At 74.7% G+C, this 15,554-nt stretch carries 21 protein-coding genes; 14 read left to right on the top strand and 7 right to left on the bottom strand.

Features of this window, described 5'->3' with window-relative positions; all coding sequences use genetic code 11:
* The first annotated feature begins 35 nt into the window (after positions 1-35).
* Genes ABD644_RS05175 through ABD644_RS05165 form a run of 3 tightly spaced genes read left to right on the top strand, consistent with a single transcriptional unit; the run spans position 36 to position 3,152 of the window.
* Complete coding sequence (locus ABD644_RS05175; protein WP_344687548.1) at positions 36-1,280, top strand: glycosyltransferase family 4 protein; 1,245 nt, start codon at positions 36-38, stop codon at positions 1,278-1,280.
* Positions 1,274-2,074 carry a class I SAM-dependent methyltransferase gene (locus tag ABD644_RS05170; RefSeq protein ID WP_344687547.1) on the top strand — a complete coding sequence of 267 codons (801 nt, stop codon included), beginning with the start codon at positions 1,274-1,276 and terminating at the stop codon, positions 2,072-2,074. Before ABD644_RS05175 ends, ABD644_RS05170 begins: the two co-directional genes overlap by 7 nt.
* A 25-nt stretch (positions 2,075-2,099) precedes the next feature.
* Positions 2,100-3,152, top strand: a complete 1,053-nt coding sequence (locus ABD644_RS05165; protein ID WP_344687545.1) for a prenyltransferase/squalene oxidase repeat-containing protein — start codon at positions 2,100-2,102, stop codon at positions 3,150-3,152.
* 16 nt (positions 3,153-3,168) lie between these two features.
* Here the strand turns inward: ABD644_RS05165 and ABD644_RS05160 are convergent, their stop codons facing one another.
* Positions 3,169-4,227 (bottom strand): helix-turn-helix transcriptional regulator, encoded by a 1,059-nt coding sequence (locus tag ABD644_RS05160; RefSeq protein ID WP_344687544.1) that lies wholly within the window; start codon positions 4,225-4,227, stop codon positions 3,169-3,171.
* A 132-nt stretch (positions 4,228-4,359) separates the two neighbouring features.
* Between ABD644_RS05160 and ABD644_RS05155 the strand changes: the two genes are divergently transcribed.
* Positions 4,360-4,641, top strand: a complete 282-nt coding sequence (locus ABD644_RS05155; protein ID WP_344687542.1) for a hypothetical protein — start codon at positions 4,360-4,362, stop codon at positions 4,639-4,641.
* Between the two features lie 3 nt (positions 4,642-4,644).
* Here ABD644_RS05155 and ABD644_RS05150 read toward each other — a convergent pair whose 3' ends face one another.
* From ABD644_RS05150 to ABD644_RS05135, 4 genes are read right to left on the bottom strand one after another with little or no spacing between them, the layout of a single operon-like run.
* On the bottom strand, positions 4,645-4,971 hold the full coding sequence (locus ABD644_RS05150; RefSeq protein ID WP_344687541.1) for a TraR/DksA family transcriptional regulator: 327 nt from the start codon (positions 4,969-4,971) through the stop codon (positions 4,645-4,647).
* Positions 4,968-5,648 carry a class I SAM-dependent methyltransferase gene (locus ABD644_RS05145; RefSeq protein WP_344687540.1) on the bottom strand — a complete coding sequence of 227 codons (681 nt, stop codon included), beginning with the start codon at positions 5,646-5,648 and terminating at the stop codon, positions 4,968-4,970. Before ABD644_RS05145 ends, ABD644_RS05150 begins: the two co-directional genes overlap by 4 nt.
* A complete protein-coding gene (locus ABD644_RS05140) occupies positions 5,645-6,916 on the bottom strand; it encodes a YibE/F family protein (protein ID WP_344687539.1) in 1,272 nt (423 codons plus the stop codon). The genes ABD644_RS05145 and ABD644_RS05140 overlap by 4 nt, the downstream gene beginning before the upstream one ends.
* 53 nt (positions 6,917-6,969) lie before the next feature.
* The gene (locus tag ABD644_RS05135) at positions 6,970-7,344 is read right to left on the bottom strand and encodes an STAS domain-containing protein (protein ID WP_344687537.1); all 375 of its coding nucleotides are present in this window, start codon (positions 7,342-7,344) and stop codon (positions 6,970-6,972) included.
* Positions 7,345-7,526: 182 nt separating this feature from the next.
* Here ABD644_RS05135 and ABD644_RS05130 point away from each other — a divergent pair, with 182 nt between their 5' ends.
* The 8 genes from ABD644_RS05130 to ABD644_RS05095 all read left to right on the top strand — a co-directional run bounded on the left by ABD644_RS05130 (position 7,527) and on the right by ABD644_RS05095 (position 13,347).
* A complete protein-coding gene (locus ABD644_RS05130; RefSeq protein ID WP_344687535.1) occupies positions 7,527-8,021 on the top strand; it encodes an Hsp20/alpha crystallin family protein in 495 nt (164 codons plus the stop codon).
* Positions 8,022-8,110: 89 nt separating this feature from the next.
* A complete protein-coding gene (locus tag ABD644_RS05125; protein WP_344687533.1) occupies positions 8,111-8,497 on the top strand; it encodes a MerR family transcriptional regulator in 387 nt (128 codons plus the stop codon).
* A 53-nt stretch (positions 8,498-8,550) separates the two neighbouring features.
* Positions 8,551-8,883, top strand: coding sequence for a metal-sensitive transcriptional regulator (locus tag ABD644_RS05120; protein WP_344687531.1), 333 nt, complete (start codon positions 8,551-8,553; stop codon positions 8,881-8,883).
* 25 nt (positions 8,884-8,908) lie between these two features.
* On the top strand, positions 8,909-9,118 hold the full coding sequence (locus tag ABD644_RS05115) for a heavy-metal-associated domain-containing protein (RefSeq protein WP_344687530.1): 210 nt from the start codon (positions 8,909-8,911) through the stop codon (positions 9,116-9,118).
* 14 nt (positions 9,119-9,132) lie between these two features.
* Positions 9,133-10,041, top strand: coding sequence for a hypothetical protein (locus ABD644_RS05110; protein WP_344687528.1), 909 nt, complete (start codon positions 9,133-9,135; stop codon positions 10,039-10,041).
* 53 nt (positions 10,042-10,094) lie between these two features.
* Complete coding sequence (locus ABD644_RS05105) at positions 10,095-12,338, top strand: heavy metal translocating P-type ATPase (RefSeq protein WP_344688020.1); 2,244 nt, start codon at positions 10,095-10,097, stop codon at positions 12,336-12,338.
* Entirely contained in the window at positions 12,335-12,715 is a 381-nt protein-coding gene (locus tag ABD644_RS05100) for a hypothetical protein (protein WP_344687527.1), read from the top strand. The genes ABD644_RS05105 and ABD644_RS05100 overlap by 4 nt, the downstream gene beginning before the upstream one ends.
* 71 nt (positions 12,716-12,786) lie before the next feature.
* A complete protein-coding gene (locus ABD644_RS05095) occupies positions 12,787-13,347 on the top strand; it encodes a dihydrofolate reductase family protein (protein WP_344687526.1) in 561 nt (186 codons plus the stop codon).
* A 9-nt stretch (positions 13,348-13,356) separates the two neighbouring features.
* On the opposite strand, the gene ABD644_RS05090 is transcribed toward ABD644_RS05095, so the two are convergent.
* A complete protein-coding gene (locus ABD644_RS05090; protein WP_344687525.1) occupies positions 13,357-13,986 on the bottom strand; it encodes a hypothetical protein in 630 nt (209 codons plus the stop codon).
* A 21-nt stretch (positions 13,987-14,007) separates the two neighbouring features.
* Here ABD644_RS05090 and ABD644_RS05085 point away from each other — a divergent pair, with 21 nt between their 5' ends.
* A complete protein-coding gene (locus ABD644_RS05085; protein ID WP_344687524.1) occupies positions 14,008-14,247 on the top strand; it encodes a hypothetical protein in 240 nt (79 codons plus the stop codon).
* Positions 14,248-14,249: 2 nt separating this feature from the next.
* Here the strand turns inward: ABD644_RS05085 and rraA are convergent, their stop codons facing one another.
* Positions 14,250-14,744 carry a ribonuclease E activity regulator RraA gene (gene rraA / locus ABD644_RS05080; protein WP_344687523.1) on the bottom strand — a complete coding sequence of 165 codons (495 nt, stop codon included), beginning with the start codon at positions 14,742-14,744 and terminating at the stop codon, positions 14,250-14,252.
* A gap of 87 nt (positions 14,745-14,831) precedes the next feature.
* Between rraA and ABD644_RS05075 the strand changes: the two genes are divergently transcribed.
* Complete coding sequence (locus tag ABD644_RS05075) at positions 14,832-15,554, top strand: GntR family transcriptional regulator (protein WP_344687522.1); 723 nt, start codon at positions 14,832-14,834, stop codon at positions 15,552-15,554.

Genomic DNA, 15,554 nt, shown 5'->3' with positions numbered 1-15,554 from the left:
CGGGAGCGCGGAACGGCTCGTTAGAGTTCCGGCGCATGGGACGGTCGCTGCGCATCGCACTGCTGTCCTACCGGAGCAAGCCGCACAGCGGCGGCCAGGGCATCTACGTCCGCGCCCTCTCCCGCGAGCTGGCCGAGCTGGGGCACCGGGTCGAGGTGCTCAGCGGTCAGCCCTATCCCGAGCTCGACGCCGGCGTGCCGCTCACCCGGGTGCCCAGCCTCGACCTCTACCGGGAACCCGACCCGTTCCGGACGCCGCGGCCGTCGGAATTCCGCGACTCCATCGACGTCCTGGAATGGGCGACGATGTGCACCGCCGGCTTCCCCGAGCCCCTCACGTTCAGCCTGCGTGCCGCCCGGATGCTGCTCCCCCGCGCCGCCGACTTCGACCTGGTGCACGACAACCAGTCCCTCGGCCACGGCCTGCTGCGACTGCAGAAGGCCGGGCTGCCGACGGTGGCGACCGTGCACCACCCGATCGCCATCGACCGCGACCTCGAGCTGGCGGCCGCGCAGAGCGTCCGCCGCCGCATCACGCTGCGCCGCTGGTACGCGTTCACGCGGATGCAGTCCCGCGTGGCCGCGCGCCTCGACGGCCTGACGACGGTGTCGGAGAACTCCCGCCGCGACATCGACACGCACATGGGCGTGCCCGCCCAGCGGATCGAGGTGATCCCGGTCGGCATCGACCCGGCCGAGTTCCGCCCCCCGCCGGACGGGCAGCCGCGCGACCCCGACTCGATCCTGGTGATCACCAGCGCCGACGTCCCGCTCAAGGGGCTCGTCCACCTGCTCGAGGCGGTCGCCAAGCTCCGTACCGAGCGGTCGGTGCGGCTGACGGTCGTCGGCACCGCACGGCCCGGCGGGCCCGCGGAGGCCGCTCTGGAGCGGCTCGCGCTGCGCGACGCGGTGCGGTTCACCGGCCCGGTGCCCGAGGCGGAACTGGTCGACCTGCTGCAGCGCGCGGCCGTCGTCGCCATCCCGTCGCTCTACGAGGGTTTCTCGCTGCCCGCCGTCGAGGCGATGGCCTGCGCGACCCCGCTGGTGACCACCGACGCCGGGGCGCTGCCCGAGGTGGTCGGCACGGAGGCGGGGCTGCGGGTGCGGGCCGGCGACGTCGGGGAGCTCACGGCGGCGTTGCAGCAGGTGCTGGACTCGCCGGCACTGGCCGAGCGGCTGGGCCGCGCCGGGCGCCGCCGGGTGCTCGACCGCTACACCTGGCGGTCGACGGCGCAGCGGACGGCCGACTGGTACGCGGAGATCCTGGAGAAGAAGTGCTGACCGTCGACTACGACCGCCTCGACGTGCGCCCGGGCATGACCGTGCTCGACCTGGGCTGCGGGGAGGGCCGGCACGCGTTCGAGGCCTACCGGCGCGGGGCGGAGGTCGTCGCCGTCGACTGGGGCGCGCACGAGGTGGAGACGACGAAGCGCTGGCTCGGCGCCATCGCCGAGGCCGGGGAGGCAGGGCGGGCGGACGACGACCGGGCTGCGCGGTACGAGGTGGTCCGCGGCGACCTCACGGCCCTGCCGGTACCCGACGCCAGCGTCGACCGCGTGATCGCCTCGGAGGTGCTCGAGCACATCCCGGACGACGCCACCGCCTTCGCCGAGATCGCGCGGGTGCTCAAGCCCGGTGGCCGGGTGGCGGTGACGGTCCCCCGCTACGGCCCCGAGCGGATCTGCTGGGCTCTCTCGGACGCCTACCACGCCAACGAGGGCGGCCACATCCGCATCTACACGCGGGGCGTCGTGCGCACCCGCCTCGCCGCCGCCGGCCTCACGCCCGGCGCCAGCCACCACGCGCACGCCCTGCACGCCCCCTTCTGGTGGCTCAAGTGCGCCGTGGGCGTGGAGCGGGACACCGCCGTCGTCCGCGCCTACCACCGGCTGCTGGTGTGGGACCTGATGGAGCGACCGTGGCTGACCCGCACCGCCGAGCGGCTGCTCGACCCGGTGTTCGGCAAGAGCCTGGTCGTCTACGCCGACAAGCCCGCGGTCGCCCTCGGCACGTCGGCGTCGGGGTCCGCCGGGGGCGGCCCGCGCGAGTGGGAACAGACCGCTGCGGCCCGCTGACCCGGCGCTCCCGGAGCTGCCCGGGGTGCTGAGCGGGGACCAGGTCCGGCAGACGGTCGCGTCGATCGCCGAGGAGCAGGACGCCGACGGCGCGCTGCCCTGGTTCCGGGACGGCCAGCTCGACCCGTGGGACTCCGTCGAGGCCGCGATGGCGCTCGACGTCGGTGGCGCGCACGACCGCGCCCGCGCCGCCTACCGGTGGCTGGCCGACCGCCAGCGGCCCGACGGCTCCTGGGCCGCGGAGTACCGCGGCGGCCGCGAGGCCTCGCCGGCCGCGGAGAGCAACCACGCCGGCTACCTCGCCGTCGGCGCCTGGCACAGCTGGCTGATCAGCGGTGACGAGGAGCTGGTCACCGAGCTGTGGCCGACCGTGCGGCGCGGGCTGGACCTGGTGGTCCGGATGCAGCTGCCCGGCGGCGCGGTGGGCTGGGCGCTGCGGCCCGACGGCACGCCCGACGGCACCGCCCTGCTGACCGGCAACGCCAGCCTGTTCCAGGCGCTGCGCTGCGGCATCGCCCTCGCCGCGCTGCAGGGCGAGGCGCAGCCGGACTGGGAGCTGGCCGTCACCGACCTCGGGACGACGCTGCGCACGCGGCCCGACGCCTTCGCCGACCGGTCCCGCTACTCGATGGACTGGTACTACCCGGTGCTCGGCGGCGCGGTCGCCGGGGAGGCGGCCCGCGACCGGCTGGCCGCCGACTGGGACCGCTTCGTCGTCCCCGGGCTGGGGGCACGCTGCGTCTCCGACCACCCGTGGGTCACCGGCGCCGAGACCTGCGAGCTCGCCCTGGCGCTGGCGGCCGCCGGTCAGCACGACGCGGCCATGGAGCAGCTCGCGGCCATGCAGCACCTGCGCCACGACGACGGGTCCTACTGGACCGGGTACGTCTTCGCCGACGACGCCCGGTGGCCGATCGAACGCACCACCTGGACGGCGGCGGCCGTGGTCCTCGCCGCCGACGCGCTGTCCGGCGCCTCGCCCGCGTCGGGCCTGTTCACCGACCCCGCCGCGCTGCCCGTCGCCGGCACCCGCGACGACGAGCCGGACGCCGCGAACTCCCTGCCGAGAGGCCCCTGATCCGGCCGGCTCGGGGCTAGCTCCCGAGCGCCCGCGCGAGGAGCGCGCGACGGCTGCGGGTCCCGCTCTTCTCGAAGACGTTCTTCAGGTGGTCCTGGACGGTGTGCGCCGACACGAACATCTGCTCGGCCACGACCCGCGTGTCCGCGCCTGCGGCCAGGTGCCCGAGCACTTCGGCCTCCCGGTCGCTGAGTCCGCAGCACCGGGCGAACAGCGCGAGGCGGTCGGCCGGCGAGCACTGCTCGATGGTGACCGCGATGTCGCCCCCGTCGCCGGCCGGGCCGAGCCGGGCGGCGCGGAGCGTCAACCAGAGCCCGCCGGCGAGGTGGACGCGCGCCCGCGGCTCGTGCGCGTCCACCCCCGCCTCCACGGCGAGCAGCTGGGCGGCGACGTTGTACGCCGCGGCCGGCACGGTCGGGCCGCCGTCGTCGCGCGGCTGCAGGACCCGGAGCGGATCGGACGTGCCGGGGGTCTGCCGGATCACCTCGAGGTCGGGCGACAGCAGCAGCACGAGCGGCCCGGGCAGCCGGGCGGTGACCGGCTCGGCGAACGTGCGCGCCTGGGACCTGCGCAGGGCCTCGGTGGCGGGGACGACGACGTCGCGGAGGAACGCCGCGTCGGCCGGCCCGAATGTGGCGCCCCGCGTGCGCCACAGCTCCAGGAACGCCCAGCAGCCGAACCGGTCGCGGAAGACCACCGACACGGCGTCGGAGACGTCGTAGCGGCTGAGGACCTCCCGCCACAGCCGGCTGCGGCGCAGGTCCCCACCCGTGGCCGCGGCCAGCAGCGCGACCGGGTCCTCGGCCAGCGTGGTCCACCGGTTCAGCCCGGTGCTGTAGCGGAGCCTGATCAGCGCGGGGAGCTCGGGCAGCGCGGGCACGTCGGCCAGCGGGGCGGCGCCGACGGTCGTCTCCGGGTCCGTCATCACCCACGCGTACGCGTCGAACGGGACGACCCGCCGGATCTCGGCGAGCAGGCGCACCCGCAGGGTCCGCGCGTCGCCGCCGGCGGCGCAGCTCCGCTCGATCCGCTCGCGGACCGCCTCGAGCCGGGACCGCGGCCGGGACACAGCCACGGCGGCGAGGCTACGACCGCGACGCCGACGTCGGGGCGATCGCCGGGGCGGAATCCCAGATCCCTGGGATGGGCCGCGGGCCGGTGAGTTCCTAGCGTCGGCACCGACCCCCGGACCACGAGGAGAGCCGCCATGACCACCCTGCACATCGAGCACGCCATCACCGACCTGGGCACCTGGCGGGGCGCCTACGACCGGTTCGCCGAGCACCGCCGCGCGGCGGGCGTGACGGCCGAACGTGTGGCGCAGCCGCTCGACGACGACCACTACGTCGTCATCGACTTGGACTTCCCGGACCGGGTGCGCGCCGGGCGGTTCCTGCAGTTCCTCGAGACGACCGTGTGGGCGTCGCGCGAGGCCTCGCCCGCGCTGGCGGGCACCCCGCGCACCCGCCTGCTCGAGCCGGTCGGCTAGCGGTCAGCGGGCGCAGTCGATGCAGGTGCGCGCCGCGGGGCGGGCCGCCAGCCGCTCGGCCGCGATCGGCCGGCCGCAGGTCTCGCAGGTCCCGTAGTCCCCCGCCTCCCGGCGGGCGAGCGCCGCCTCGACGTCGGCCAGCCGCCGCTGCGCCTGCTCCAGCAGCGCCACGACCTGCTGCCGCTCGAACGCGATGGTCGCACCCTCGGGGTCGTGCTCGTCGTCGGCGTTGGACGCCTTCGACGCCTCGACCACGCCGTCGAACTCCCGCGTCAGCGCATCGATCTGGGCCAGCGCCGCCTCCCGCTCGGCTGCGAGTGGATCGTTCACCGCAGCCTCCGCAGCAGCCGGAGCGAGCCGGTGCCGGACAGCTCCTCGAAGTCGCCCGAGGCGACCACCCGCGTGTAGACGCCGAACGGCGCCTGCCCGCCGTCGGCCGGGTCGGGGAACACGTCGTGGATCGCCAGCGTCCCGCCGACCGCGAGCTTGGCCACCCAGGAGTCCTGGTCGCGCCGGGCGGACTCCTCGGTGTGGCTGCCGTCGAGGAACAGCAGGGCCAGCGGCGTGGTCCACAGCGGGGCGAGCGTCTCGGACCGGGCGACGACGGCGACGACGACGTCCTCGGCGCCGGCGTCGGCGATCGTGCGGCGGAAACGGGGCAGCGTGTCGATCAGGCCGACGTGCGGGTCGACCAGCGACGGGTCGTGGTACTCCCAGCCCGGCTGGTGCTCCTCGGAGCCGCGGTGGTGGTCGACGGTCACGACCTGGCGGCCGGTCTCCCGCGCCGCCGCGGCCAGGTAGAGCGCCGACTTGCCCATCCAGCTGCCCACCTCGAGCAGCGGCCCGGGGACGGCGACCGCGCGGGCCGCCGCGTACAGGGCGCGGCCCTCGTCGTCGGGCATGAAGCCGGGCGCGGCCTGCGCGGCGGCCAGGAGTGAAAGGACCCCGTCCTCCTCCCGCCTCGCAAGCTCGGCGCGAGCCTCGGGACGGGGCCAGTTGTTCGTCACCGGGCGAATCTTGCCCGCAAGGCCGTCATGCCCCGTTCGGTGGCCGCCCCGGCCGCGGTGTCCGCCGCCTTGGCGAAGAACGCACCGGCCGCCGTCGTCACCGGCACGGCGAGCACCAGGGCGATCGCACCGACCATGGTGCGGATCACCTCCTCGGCCAGCGCGGAGCTGGTCACGACGACCTCCCACGGCTGCGAGTAGATCTCGAACAGCAGCAGCAGGGGCAGCGCGGCACCGGCGTAGGCGAAGACGATCGTGTAGACGGTCGAGGCGATGTGGTCCCGGCCGACGGCCATCCCCCGCTTGTACAGCTCCCGCCAGGTCATGCCGGGGTCCACCTCGTGCAGCTGCCAGATGGCCGAGGCCTGGGTGATCGTGACGTCGTTGAGCACGCCCAGCCCCGCGACGATGATCCCGGCCAGCACCAGGCCCGAGAAGTCGATGGTCGGGTCGTAGATGTTCAGCCGGGTCGTCTCGTCGCTGGTCAGGCCGGTCAGCCGGGCCGTGGCGACCGCGATCGCGCCCATCACGGCCACCAGCGACAGGCCGAAGAGGGTGCCCACGAGGGCCGTCGTCGTCCGGGCGGAGAAGCCGTGCGCGAGGTAGAGGACGACGAACATGATCGCCGCCGACCCGACGAGGCTGACCAGCGTCGGCGACTGCTCGGACAGCAGGCCGGGCAGCACGAACCGGAGCAGCACGAAGAACGCGAACGCCAGCCCCAGGAGGGACGCCAGCCCGCGCAGCCGCGCGACCGCGCCGACGACGACGGCGAACATGATCGCCAGCACGACCATCGGGGTGCCCCGCGCGAAGTCGAAGAATCCGTACGAGGGGCCGCCCTCGGCGCCGCCGTCCCGCGTGAGCACGAGGGTGTCCCCCTCGGCGACACCGTTGGCCACGACGTCGGCCGCCAGGTCGATCGACTGGTAGTCCCCGGCTCCCTCACCGTCGAGGACCTCGACGACGGCGACGGCGCAGGTGGCCGACACCGCCGGGTCGGTGCCGCACTCGAACTCGTCGACCGAGACCACGCGCGCGTCGGGGTAGGTGGTGCCGGGCGGCAGTTGGACCTCGGCCGCCTGCTGCGCCTTGGTCGGCTCGCCGGAGGGCCACAGCACGAAGAGACCGACGAGGGTGGCCAGACCGACCGGGACCAGCAGCAGGAGCATCAGCCAGACGGCGCGCCGGCGACGCCGCAGGGCCTCGAGGCTCGGCGGTGGCGCGTCGGGGTCGTGGGCGTGGCTGTGGGAATGGCTGTCGGGCACCCGGTCAGGCTAGGAGCCGCGCGGGCAGCGGACCCTCCGACACCGCGAGCGGGTCACGACCCGGCGTCGCCGGGCTGAAGGCCCTCGGGGACGTCGACCATCGGGAAGCGGTGCCACAGGCCCGAGAGCTGGAGGGGCCGGATCACGGCGGCCGGGGGCGCGACCAGGACGACCTCGATGCCCCGTGGCGCGGCCATGCGCTGCACCTGGACGAGGACGGCCATGCCGGCGGAGTTCATGAACGTCACGCCGGCGACGTGCAGCTCGACCCGCTGCAGCGGCCCGTGCGCCAGCAGGAGGTCGGTCAGGACGCGGACCAGCGGGCGGCGGGCCGCCTCGGTGAGCTCGCCCCGGACGGTGAGGCGGGCCGTCTCGGCCTCGACCGACTGCTCGACCGTGGGCTCGGGGTGGTTCGTCGCGTCCGGCACGATCCCTCTCTTCCCCCGGATGCGCGGTTCACCCCTGGCCCGCACCGTCGCCGACCGGGAACAAATTTCTGCGTCAGAACTTTACCTGGATGACTGTCGGAGATAATCTCTAGTCGCCACTAGAGGTTGACCCTCGGGCAGCGACCCAGAACGACCAGATCGCATCTCGGAGGTTCCCAGCCATGATGCTGACCGCCTACGACCCGTTCGCCGCGACGTCGGCCGCCTTCCGCGCACTCGACCAGCTCACCGGTCGAGCCGGCTCCACGACCGCGCGCCCGCTCTCGGGCATGCCCATGGACGCCTACCGCGTCGGCGACAACTTCGTCGCCCACTTCGATCTGCCCGGCGTCGACCCGGGCTCGATCGACCTCTCCGTCGAGGGGAACACGCTGACCATCAGTGCCGAGCGCTCGGTGCCGCAGCTCGAGAACGCCGAGTGGAGCGTCGCCGAGCGGCCGTTCGGCAGCTACACGCGGCAGCTCGTACTGGGCCGCAGCCTCGACACCGACCGGCTCGAGGCCAGCTACCACGACGGCGTGCTGACGCTGAGCATCCCCGTCGCCGAGAAGGCCCGCGCCCGCAAGATCACCGTCTCCCGCGCCGACTCGCCGGCCCCGGTCGAACCGCGCACCATCGAGGGCGACCAGGCGGAGCAGAAGGCCGTCACCAGCTGATCGGCCGACGGCCGGAGGGCCGGGCCCGGCCGGGCCCGGCCCTCCGGCTTTCCCGCGAGTCGGCATCCGCACGAGGAGGAGGCGCGGACATGACCTCTGACCCCGACCCGGTCAGCCGGCTCGACGACCCCGACTTCCCGGCACTGACGATGAGCCAGGCGGCGGACCTCCTGGGGGTCCAGGCCGCCTTCCTGCGCAGCCTCGACAGCTCGGGCATCCTGCATCCGCACCGGTCCCCAGGCGGGCACCGCCGGTACTCCCGCGCCCAGCTGACCCTGGCCGCCCGGATGCGGAGCCTCCTCGACGACGGCCACTCGCTGGCCTCGGCGGAGACCATCCTGGGCCTGCAGGACGATCTCGCGTCCGCCCGCGCCGATGCCGACCGCCTCCGGACGACCAATGACGACCTCCGGACGACCGTCGACCGCCTCTCGGCGGGTGGAGACCCCCGCCCGGGGTCGCGCAATAAACCCTAGGGGGGTATAGTTCCCGTCGCCGCCGCGTCCCGCGGTCGGCAGGAAGGACCGGCATGGAGCTCGCCGAGCACCCCGACAGCAGTGGGCACCCCGAGGGGGCCCACCAGCACGGCTACATCCACCGCAAGGACGAGTACCTCAAGCGGCTGCGCCGCATCGAGGGCCAGGCCCGGGGGCTGCAGCGGATGGTCGAGGACGAGAAGTACTGCATCGACATCCTCACCCAGGTGTCGGCCATGACCAAGGCCCTGCAGGCGGTCTCGCTCGGCCTGCTCGAGGAGCACCTGAGCCACTGCGTCGTCGAAGCGGCGAAGGTCGGCGGACGCGAGGCCGACGAGAAGGTGCGCGAGGCCTCCGAGGCGATCGCCCGGCTCGTCCGGTCCTGACCCCACCCCCCACCGAGAGGAACCCATGAGCACCGCCAGCTACACCGTCGTCGGCATGACCTGCGGCCACTGCGTCAACGCCGTCACCGAAGAGGTCTCCCAGCTGCCCGGCGTCACCGGCGTCGACGTCGACCTCTCCAGCGGAGGGCTGACCGTCACCAGCGAGGCGCCGGTGGACGAGTCCGCCGTGCGCGCCGCCGTCGAGGAGGCCGGTTACGAGGTGGCCGGCCGCTGACGCGGCCGCACGCCATGAACACACCGCTCAAGCTCTCCGCCTTCGCCCTGGGGCTGGCCGCCGTCTTCGGCGCCGCCCTGGGCGTCGGCGCAGCCGTCGGTCCGGACCCGTCGACGGCGGAGGCCGCCGACCACGGGGCCGACGCCGAGGAGCACGGCGGCGAAGCGACGCACACCGGGGAGAGCCCGGCCGAGGAACTCCCCGCCGGGCTCCTGGTCTCCGAGGCCGGCTACACGCTCGACCTGGCCGAGGACGCGCTTCCCGCCGGCACGGCCGCCCCGGTCTCCTTCCGGATCCTGGGCCCCGACGGTGCGCCGGTGACCGCCTTCGACGTCGAGCACGAGGAGGACCTCCACCTCGTCGCCGTCCGCCGCGACCTGGACGGGTTCCAGCACGTCCACCCGACCCTGGGCGCCGGCGGTGTCTGGACGACGACGCTGGACCTGACCGCGGGCGCCTGGCGGCTGTTCGCCGACTTCGTGCCGAGCGCCGACGGCGAGAACCGCATCCTCGGCGCCGATCTCGCGGTGGCCGGCTCGTTCGATCCCGCTCCCCTGCCGGCGCCCACCGCGACCGCCGAGGTCGACGGCTACACCGTCGTCCTCAGCGGTCAGCTCGAGGCCGGCACGGAGACCGAACTGCAGCTCAGCGTCAGCCGGGACGGCGTCCCGGTGACCGACCTGCAGCCCTACCTCGGCGCCTACGGCCACCTGGTCGTGCTGCGCGCCGGCGACCTCGGCTACCTGCACGTGCACCCCCTCGGCGAGCCCGGCGACCCGGCCGTCGCCCCCGGCCCGCACGTCGAGTTCGCCACCACCGCCCCGTCGGCGGGCACCTACCGGCTGTTCCTGGACTTCCGGCACGGGGACACCGTCCGCACCGCCGCCTTCACTGTGACCGTCCCCGAGGAGGCCGGACCGTGACCACCGCCCCCGGCACCCACGCCGTGGCCGACGTCGAGCTGCTCATCGGCGGCATGACCTGCGCGTCGTGCGCCAACCGCATCGAGAAGAAGCTGAACAAGCTCGAGGGGGTCACGGCCACCGTCAACTACGCGACCGAGAAGGCGAAGGTCACCTTCGCCGAGGGCATCACGCCCGCCGACCTGATCGCCACGGTCGAACAGACCGGGTACACGGCGGCCCTGCCCGCGCCGCCGGTGGCGGAACCCGCGGCCGAGGACGACCCGGCGCGGTCGCTCCGCGACCGGTTGCTGATCTCCACCGCGCTCACCGTGCCGGTGGTCGCCATGGCGATGGTCCCGGCGCTGCAGTTCGAGTACTGGCAGTGGCTGTCGCTGACGCTGGCGGCCCCCGTCGTGGTGTGGGGCGGCGCGCCGTTCCACCGCGCCGCGTGGACCAATCTGCGGCACGGCGCCGCCACCATGGACACCCTCGTGTCCCTCGGCACGATCGCGGCGTTCGCGTGGTCGCTGTACGCGCTGTTCCTGGGGTCGGCCGGCATGCCCGGCATGACCCACCCGTTCGAGCTGACGATCGTCCGCGGCGACGGCAGCGCCAACATCTACCTCGAGGCCGCGGCCGGGGTGACGACGTTCATCCTCGCCGGGCGGTACGCCGAGGCCCGGTCCAAGCGCCGGGCCGGAGCGGCACTGCGCGCGCTGCTCGAGCTCGGCGCGAAGGACGTGGCGGTCCTCCGCGACGGCGTCGAGCGCCGGGTACCGGTGGCCGAGCTCGCCGTGGGCGATGAGTTCGTGCTGCGTCCCGGCGAGAAGATCGCCGCCGACGGCGAGGTCACCGAGGGTTCGTCGGCCGTCGACGCCTCGATGCTCACCGGGGAGCCGGTGCCGGTCGAGGTCGGTCCCGGCGACATCGTGGCCGGGGGCACGGTCAATGCCGGCGGCCGGCTGGTCGTGCGGGCCACCCGCGTCGGCTCGGAGACCCAGCTGGCCCAGATGGCCCGGCTGGTCGAGGACGCGCAGAACGGCAAGGCCGAGGTGCAGCGGCTCGCCGACCGGGTGTCGGGCGTGTTCGTGCCGATCGTGCTGGCGCTGGCCGTCGGCACCCTCGGCTTCTGGATCGGCACCGGCGCGGGCCTGCCGGCGGCGTTCACCGCGGCCGTCGCCGTGCTGATCATCGCCTGCCCCTGCGCGCTGGGCCTGGCCACGCCGACCGCGCTCATGGTCGGCACCGGCCGCGGCGCGCAGCTCGGCATCCTGATCAAGGGCCCCGAGGTGCTCGAGTCGACCCGCCGGGTCGACACCGTCGTCCTCGACAAGACCGGGACCGTCACCACCGGGCACATGACCCTGCGCGACGTCGTCCCCGCCGCCGGGCAGGACGCCGAGGAGCTGCTGCGGGTGGCCGGCGCGCTGGAGGCCGCCTCGGAGCACCCGATCGCGCAGGCGGTCGCCCGGGCCGCCGCCGAGCGGGCCGGTGACCTGCCCGCGGTCGAGGGCTTCGCCAACGTCGAGGGGCTCGGGGTGACCGGGGTCGTCGAGGGCCGGGCGGTCGTCGTCGGGCGCCGGGCGCTGCTGGCCGACTGGTCGCTGCCGCTGCCCGCCGAGCTCGAGCGGGCCACCGCCGACGCGGAGGCCGCCGGGCGCACCGCCATCGCCGTCGGCTGGGACGGCGCCGCCCGCGGCGTGCTGGTCGTCGCCGACGCGCTCAAGCCGACGTCGGCCGCGGCCGTCCGGCAGCTGCGCGACCTGGGGCTGACCCCGATCCTGCTGACCGGCGACAACGCCGCGGCGGCACGAGCGGTCGCCGCCGAGGTCGGCATCGACCCGGACGCCGTGATCGCCGAGGTGCTGCCCAAGGAGAAGGTCGACGTCATCCGGCGGCTGCAGGACGAGGGCCGGACCGTCGCCATGGTCGGCGACGGCGTCAACGACGCCGCGGCCCTGGCCCAGGCCGACCTCGGGCTGGCCATGGGCACCGGCACCGACGTGGCGATCGAGGCCAGCGACCTGACCCTGGTGCGGGGCGACCTGCGCGGCGCCGCCGACGCCATCCGGCTGGCCCGGCGCACGCTGGCCACGATCAAGGGCAACCTGTTCTGGGCGTTCGCCTACAACGTGGCCGCGATCCCGCTCGCGGCCGCGGGGCTGCTCAACCCGATGATCGCCGGCGCCGCGATGGCGTTCAGCTCGGTCTTCGTCGTCACCAACAGCCTGCGGCTGCGCGGCTTCGCGCCGCTGCCGGAGAACCGGGACGCGGTGACGGCCGTGCCGGCGGGGGCGCTAGCGTCCCGGGCATGACTCGGGGTGGGCACGACGACGTCGGGCACCGCAGGCTGACCCGGCTCCTGGCCGGGCTGGGGGCGGCCTCGGGGGCGGTGCTGCTGACCCGGCCGCAGCGGATCGTCGACCGGCTGTGCCCCGAGCTCCCGCACGACCGCGTGTGGCTGGTACGCCTGCTCGGCGCCCGGCTGCTGGTCCAGCACGGCGCGGTGCTCGTGCTGCCCGACCCGGCGCTGGTCCGGGCGGGCTCGGCGCTCGACCTGCTGCACGCGGCGAGCATGGTGCCGTTCGCCGGGTCCGCCCGGTACGGCCGCGCGGCGCGGATCAGCGGCACGCTCGCCGCGGCCTACGCCGGGATCGCGATGGCGGCCGCACCCAGGGCGGCGCCCCGGTAGCACCGGAAGGCGCGGTCGCCAGGCGCGGCAGCCCGATCACGATGTCGTATCCGTGCGGCACAGTGCCGCGCATGGACGCGTCCTTCACCGGTTCGGTCTTCCTCGGCATGAGCGTCGACGGGTTCATCGCCCGCCTCGACGGCGACATCACCTGGCTCACCGGCGGCGACGACAGCGGTGGCCCACCCGACGACGGCGAGGGCGGCGACTTCGGCTTCGGCGGGTTCCTCGCCGGGATCGACGCGCTGCTCATGGGCCGCAGCACCTACGAGTTCCTCGCGCCGTTCGAGGAGTGGCCCTACCAGGGCAAGCCGGTGCACGTGCTCAGCACGACGCTGGAGCCCGGCGCCGATCCGCGCATCACCGTGCACGGCTCGTTCGCCGACGCGGTCGCGGGGCTCAACGCGGCCGGGTACCGGCGGGTGTACGTCGACGGCGGCCGGACGGTGCACACCTTCCTCTCCGCCGGGCTGATCGCCGACCTGACGCTCTCGCGCGTGCCCGTGCTCATCGGCAGCGGTCACACGCCCTTCGGCGAGCTGCCGGCCGACGTGCTGCTCGAGCACGCGGGCACCCGCACCTTCGCCGGCGGCATGGTGCAGTCGACCTACCGGGTGCGCGGGGCGACCTGAGGCGCCGGGTCAGGCGTCCGGGACGGCGACCGGGATCTCCGGGCCCAGCTTCGCGCCCTGCAGCAGCTCGAGGTCGTCGCCGGACCAGAAGCGGCCCGGGTCGTACCAGTTCTGCGGCCGGTGCGCCGGGAGCAGCTCCATCGCGGTGTAGGTGGCCGCGACGAGCTCGGCGCAGTACACGGCCTCGGTCGTGGTCTGCCGCCGCAGCCGCCCGTTGATCCAGCCGGTGGCCAGGCCGCGCGTGGTCGGGAACGGCTTGCCGTCGAGCCGGGCGATGGTGCGCAGGACGGCGTCCTCCATCGCGGGTGTCACGCCGCCGTCGTCGGCGGGCCCGACCAGCTGCCGCAGCCACGCCCGCTGCGCGTACCGGCGGTGCCAGGTGGTGACGGCGTCGCGCAGGTCGTGCAGCTGCACGCCGCGCTGGTGCTGCCCGGTCCACGCGTCGGGCAGCGACTTGCCGAGCTCCGCGTGCCACATCAGCGGCGGCAGGTCGTCGAGGACCACGGCCATGCCGACGTGGTTGACCGGCGCGTTGGTCAATGCCCGGATCGCCCGGTCGGCCACCGACTCGCCGCGGAAGATCCAGACGTCGCCGGTGCGGGTGAGGTCGACGGCCTCGTCGAGCGTGAGCTGGGGCACGGGCGACTACGTTAGGCGACCGTGCGCCCCTGGAAGCTGATCGGACTGGCCGGCCTCGCCGGCGTCGCCGCCACCGGGGCGGTGCTCGCCCGCAACGAGCGCCAGCGCCGCGCGTACACCCCCGACGACGTGCGGGCCCGCCTGCGCGAACGGCACGCCGAGATCGAGGCCGAACCCGAGATCGAGCGCGAGTCCGCGACGCCGGCGGAACTGGCACGCGGCCGTCGGCACCGGTTGGCCCGGTTGCTGCGTCGCCGCTGAGCTCAGCTCGCGGGCGCCTGCGGCAGCACCACGATGCCGTCGCGGTCGGCGCAGACCCACTCGCCCTCGCGGAAGACGACGCCGGCGAAGATCACCGGGATCCCGATCTGGCCCGAGTGCATGCCCTTCTCGCTGCGCCGTGGATGAGCGGCCAGGGCACGCACGCCGATCGGCTGGGCGTCGATCTCGTCGACGTCGCGCACGGCCCCGTTCACCACGACCCCGGCCCAGCCGTTCTCCGCCGCGAGCACGGCGAGGTTGCCGCCGACCAGGGCGCAGCGGAGCGACCCGCCGCCGTCGACGACGAGCACGCGACCCTCGCCCGGCTGCTCCACCGCCGCGCGGACCAGGCTGTTGTCCTCGAACACCTTGAGGGTCGCGATCGGTCCGCTGAAGGCGGTCCGCCCGCCGAAGCTCTGGAAGAGCGGGTCGCAGACCTGCGCCTCCGGGTGGGCGTCGGACACGTCCGTGGTGGCCGGCGACGGGGTGGAGGTCATCAGGGGATCACTCGCTCTCGCAGGAGGATGAGGCAACGGTTATAACCTATAATCAGGCCCGACCATGGGCCAGCGGAAAGGGGCAGCGTGCATCCGAGGACCCCTGACGCCAGGGCTGTCGACGACCGCGCCCCCTTCGCCACCAAGAGCGACCTCGCCTACACCCGGGTGCGCGCGCTCATCCTCTCCGGCGAGCTCGAGCCCGGCGCCGTCCTGCCCCAGGCCACCCTCGCGCGGACGATCGGCATCAGCACCACCCCGCTGCGCGAGGCCCTCCGGCGCCTCCGGCAGGAGGGGCTGGTCTCCCTCGACGCGCACCGAGACGCCCGGGTCGCGCCCCTGGACGCGACCGAGGCCCGGGAGCTGGTCGAGCTGCGGCAGCACCTCGACCCGCTCGCCGCGTCCCTGGCCGCCACCCGCCGCTCCGAGGACGAGCTGGCCGCGATCGCCACCGTGCTCGCCGGCCTCGAGTCGCTGTCCAGCCACCCCTCGCTCGACCAGCTGGAGCACCACCGGCGGTTCCACGCCGCCATCTACCGCGCCGCCCACAACGCCCTGCTCACCGAGGCCCTCGACGGACTCTGGGACAAGAGCGACCGCTACCGGCTGCACGCGCTCGCGGACGAGCGGGACGAGGCCGACCGCGCCCGGTCGGCCGAGGAACACCGCCTCCTGTTCGAGGCCGTGCGGGACGGCGACAGCGAGGCGGCGGCCGACGTGATGCGTCGCCACGTGGCCGCCAGCCTCGGTGCACGCGCCGCGGAGCGGCTCACCGGCGACCAGCACCGGGACGGCGGCCCGGACCGGTGA

It is taken from the genome of Blastococcus jejuensis, from assembly GCF_039534705.1.
Lineage (GTDB): Bacteria > Actinomycetota > Actinomycetes > Mycobacteriales > Geodermatophilaceae > Blastococcus_B > Blastococcus_B jejuensis.
This window is presented reverse-complemented; position numbering and strand designations above follow the sequence as displayed.

Bases quoted from the DNA above. Each gene is read 5' to 3' on its own strand.
- ABD644_RS05125 (WP_344687533.1), top strand. From the start codon at position 8,111: ATGACCTCTGACCCCGACCCGGTCAGCCGGCTCGACGACCCCGACTTC.
- ABD644_RS05095 (WP_344687526.1), top strand. From the start codon at position 12,787: ATGGACGCGTCCTTCACCGGTTCGGTCTTCCTCGGCATGAGCGTCGAC.
- ABD644_RS05115 (WP_344687530.1), top strand. From the start codon at position 8,909: ATGAGCACCGCCAGCTACACCGTCGTCGGCATGACCTGCGGCCACTGC.
- ABD644_RS05155 (WP_344687542.1), top strand. From the start codon at position 4,360: ATGACCACCCTGCACATCGAGCACGCCATCACCGACCTGGGCACCTGG.
- ABD644_RS05175 (WP_344687548.1), top strand. From the start codon at position 36: ATGGGACGGTCGCTGCGCATCGCACTGCTGTCCTACCGGAGCAAGCCG.
- ABD644_RS05100 (WP_344687527.1), top strand. From the start codon at position 12,335: ATGACTCGGGGTGGGCACGACGACGTCGGGCACCGCAGGCTGACCCGG.
- ABD644_RS05105 (WP_344688020.1), top strand. From the start codon at position 10,095: ATGACCTGCGCGTCGTGCGCCAACCGCATCGAGAAGAAGCTGAACAAG.
- ABD644_RS05120 (WP_344687531.1), top strand. From the start codon at position 8,551: ATGGAGCTCGCCGAGCACCCCGACAGCAGTGGGCACCCCGAGGGGGCC.
- ABD644_RS05130 (WP_344687535.1), top strand. From the start codon at position 7,527: ATGATGCTGACCGCCTACGACCCGTTCGCCGCGACGTCGGCCGCCTTC.
- ABD644_RS05110 (WP_344687528.1), top strand. From the start codon at position 9,133: ATGAACACACCGCTCAAGCTCTCCGCCTTCGCCCTGGGGCTGGCCGCC.
- rraA (WP_344687523.1), bottom strand. From the start codon at position 14,744: ATGACCTCCACCCCGTCGCCGGCCACCACGGACGTGTCCGACGCCCAC.